This is a genomic window from Streptomyces sp. CO7 (assembly GCF_053474865.1).
Genome location: NZ_JBRIOU010000006.1, coordinates 366508 through 370203, shown reverse-complemented (window position 1 = coordinate 370203; position 3696 = coordinate 366508). Strand labels below are relative to the sequence as shown.

Sequence of the window (3696 nt, the reverse complement as noted above, 5' to 3'; positions counted from 1 at the left end):
GGGCGGGACCCGGTCCGTCGCCGAGCCGCTGCGCCCGGTGGGGTCCGTCGGGGACCGGCGCCCGGCCGGCGGATGCCGGTACCGGGGAGCGTCAGCCCCGGTGGCGGGCCGGCAGATTCGTGAGGAAGTACCCGGTGTCGTCCCCGCGCAGGGACAGCGCCAGCTCGGCGGCCTGCCGCGCCTGGTCGGCCGACAGACGGCGTGCCTCCCACAGCAGTGCCGCGGCGTCCACGGCCTCCGGGGCGGGAGGCGGCGGCGCCTCGTCCAGCACCACACCCGTCAGGCCCGCCAGCTCCACGGCGTCGATGCCGAGGAGCGCGGCGAAGTCCGTCACCAGGCGCGGCGTGAGCTCCTTGCGGCCGGCCCCGATCACGCCGTAGGTGGAAGCCGAGAGGTACGTCGGGGTGAGCACCGCGAGGACCTTCGCCAGGTGGGACCAGCCGAGGTTGCGGTACCGGAACATGCGGATCACCCGGCCGCCCGGCAGGTCCGCGCGCGGCACGGGCCCCGGTGGTGCGAACCCAGGCTCGATCTGGGTCTCCTGGGGCAACGAACGCACGTGGTCCAGGAGTTGACGCCTCCCGTCGGCCGTGAGGTGCGCCCCGTGCATCACCAGGTCTGCCGCCCATCGGCCTGCCGCGGCGCTCAGCGGCGTCAGGTCGCCGGGGACCGGCAGCCCGGCGAGGACGAACAGGTCGACGGCACGCAGCCGTAGCGGGCCCGCCAGCCGGCGCAGCAGGTCCCCGTCGGGTGCGCTCCCGGCGAGCAGGGCCGTGATCTCGTGCTCGTCCACCCCGGCCCGTGCGGCGAGTTGGGCCGGGCGCAGCCCGCGGTGCTCCAGCAGCCGTCCGGCCGTCGTGGCGAACTCCGGGCCAGGCGTCATGCCCGCAGCGTAAGGGGCGCACGCGGGTCACCGAGGGTGCGCCGGACGGACCGCAGCCGATTCGTGCGCTCATGTCCCCCCTGAGTACCGAGGGTTATCCCTCGAAGCGGTGGCCCGGGCCCCCTCCACTCGTGACATGGCCGAGTCAACGCTGCCATCCTCACCCCTGACCGTTACCCCTGCCGGTCACCGGCGGTCCACCGCCCGCCCGGCTAGCCCCCCGGCCGCCACCGTGGCCGCGAACGGACAGGACACCGCGTGAGACACACAACCCTCCGCCGACGGGCCGCCTCCACCGGCCTGCTGGCCGCGGCGGCGCTGGTCGCCGTCGGCTTGCCCGCCCTCCCGGCCGTCGCCCAGCCGGACGCCGCGCCCAAGGCCGCCCCGCTGCGCGCCGGCGCGCTCGCCGCCGACATCACGGCCTCCGAGCGCACCGCGCTGATCAAGTCCGCCGAGACCAAGGCGGACGGCCACGCCAAGAAGCTCAAGCTCGGCGGCAAGGAGAAGCTCCTCGTCAAGGACGTCGTCCAGGACAACGACGGGACGCTGCACACCCGTTACGAGCGGACCTACGCCGGTCTGCCGGTCCTCGGCGGCGACCTCGTCGTCCACGACGCCCCGCAGTCCGGCAAGGGCGACGGGCTGAACGCCACGTTCAACAACAAGCGCGCCCTCGCGGTGGACACCACCGAGAAGGTCGCGAAGAGCGCCGCCGAGACCAAGGCGGTCAAGGCCGCCAAGGCGCACGACGGCAACGCCACGCCGACGGCCGACACCACCCGCAAGGTCGTCTGGGCCGGTTCGGGCACCCCCCGCCTGGCCTGGGAGACCACCGTCGAGGGCTTCCAGCACGACGGCACCCCCAGCCGCCTGCGCGTCGTCACCGACGCCCTGACCGGCGAGAAGCTGCACGAGTCCGAGGACGTCAAGACCGGCACCGGCAAGAGCCTCTACAGCGGCACGGTCACCCTGGGCACCACGCTTTCCGGGTCCACCTACCAGCTGACGGACGGCACCCGCGGCGGACACAAGACGTACAACCTGGCCCGCGCCACCTCCGGCACCGGCACGCTGTTCACCGACGCCGACGACACCTGGGGCACCGGCACCGCCTCCAGCTCGTCGACCGACCAGACCGCCGCCGTCGACGCCGCCTACGGCGCCGCGGTGACCTGGGACTTCTTCAAGAGCACGTTCAACCGCAGCGGCATCGAGAACAACGGCCAGGGCGCCTACTCGCGGGTCCACTACGGCAGCGCCTACGTCAACGCCTTCTGGGACGACAGCTGCTTCTGCATGACCTACGGCGACGGCTCGGGCAACACCCACCCGCTGACCTCGCTGGACGTGGCGGCCCACGAGATGAGCCACGGCGTCACCTCGGCGACCGCCAACCTCACCTACAGCGGCGAGTCCGGCGGCCTCAACGAGGCCACCTCGGACATCTTCGCGGCCGGTGCCGAGTTCGCCGCGGGCAACTCCACCGACGTCGGCGACTACATGGTCGGCGAGAAGATCGACATCAACGGCGACGGCACCCCGCTGCGCTACATGGACAAGCCGAGCAAGGACGGCGGCTCCAAGGACTCCTGGTACTCGGGCATCGGCAGCATCGACGTCCACTACTCCTCGGGTCCCGCGAACCACATGTTCTACCTGCTCTCCGAGGGCAGCGGCACCAAGACGATCAACGGCGTCACCTACAACAGCCCCACCAGCGACGGCATCGCCGTCCAGGGCATCGGCCGCGCGGCCGCCCTGCAGATCTGGTACAAGGCGCTGACCACCTACATGACGTCCAGCACCAACTACGCGGGCGCCCGCACCGCCGCGCTCAACGCGGCCACCGCCCTGTACGGCGCGAACTCCGCACAGTACGCCGGTGTGGCCAACGCCTTCGCGGGCATCAACGTCGGCGCCCACGCGCCCGTTCCGGGCAACGGCGTCACCGTCACCAACCCGGGCAGCCGCACGGCCACCGTCGGCACCGCCACCAGCCTGCAGATCAGCGCGAGCAGCAGCAACGCCGGCGCCCTCACCTACAGCGCCACCGGGCTGCCGGCCGGACTGACCATCAACTCGTCCACCGGTCTGATCTCCGGCACGCCGACCACGGCCGGCACCTACAGCACCACCGTCACGGTCAAGGACAGCGCCGCGCAGACCGGCACCGCCTCCTTCACCTGGACCGTGAACCCGGCCGGCAGCGGCACCTGCACCGCCAAGCAGCTGCTGGGCAACCCCGGCTTCGAGTCGGGCAACACCACCTGGTCCGCCAGCAGCGGCGTCATCACCACCGACAGCGGCCAGGCGGCGCACGGCGGCTCGTACAAGGCCTGGCTGGACGGCTACGGCTCCTCGCACACCGACACGCTCTCGCAGTCGGTGACCATCCCCGCCGGCTGCAAGGCCACCCTCAGCTTCTGGCTGCACATCGACACCGCGGAGACCACCACCTCCTCGGCGTACGACAAGCTGACGGTCACCGCCGGTTCGACCACCCTGGCCAGCTACAGCAACCTGAACGCGGCCACCGGGTACGTCCAGAAGTCCTTCGACCTGTCCTCGATGGCCGGTCAGACCGTCACCCTGAAGTTCAACGGCGTGGAGGACACCACCCTGCAGACGAGCTTCGTGATCGACGACACCGCTCTGAACGTGAGCTAGTCACCGCCCGCCCCCGGCTCCCGGGCCGGGGGCGGGCGCGCAGCGCGGGCCGTCCCTCCCCGGGGCGGCCCGCGCTCCTGTGTCCGCCCCGCACCGGTCTCACGCCCGGCCGGAGCGCACCGGCGTCCCCACGGCCCCGCCGGAGG

The 3696-nt window shown here is 72.5% G+C and carries 2 protein-coding genes; one reads left to right on the top strand and one right to left on the bottom strand.

Annotation, left to right across the window (positions count from 1 at the left end; genetic code table 11):
* Window positions 1-91: 91 nt before the first annotated feature.
* Window positions 92-883: a hypothetical protein gene (locus ACOV8S_RS23200; RefSeq protein WP_448319977.1), complete on the bottom strand. Its 792-nt coding sequence runs from the start codon at window positions 881-883 to the stop codon at window positions 92-94.
* A 258-nt stretch (window positions 884-1141) separates the two neighbouring features.
* Between ACOV8S_RS23200 and ACOV8S_RS23195 the strand changes: the two genes are divergently transcribed.
* Window positions 1142-3550, top strand: a complete 2409-nt coding sequence (locus ACOV8S_RS23195; RefSeq protein WP_448319976.1) for a M4 family metallopeptidase — start codon at window positions 1142-1144, stop codon at window positions 3548-3550.
* Window positions 3551-3696 lie beyond the last annotated feature (146 nt).

Bases quoted from the DNA above. Each gene is read 5' to 3' on its own strand.
- ACOV8S_RS23200 (WP_448319977.1), bottom strand. From the start codon at position 883: ATGACGCCTGGCCCGGAGTTCGCCACGACGGCCGGACGGCTGCTGGAG.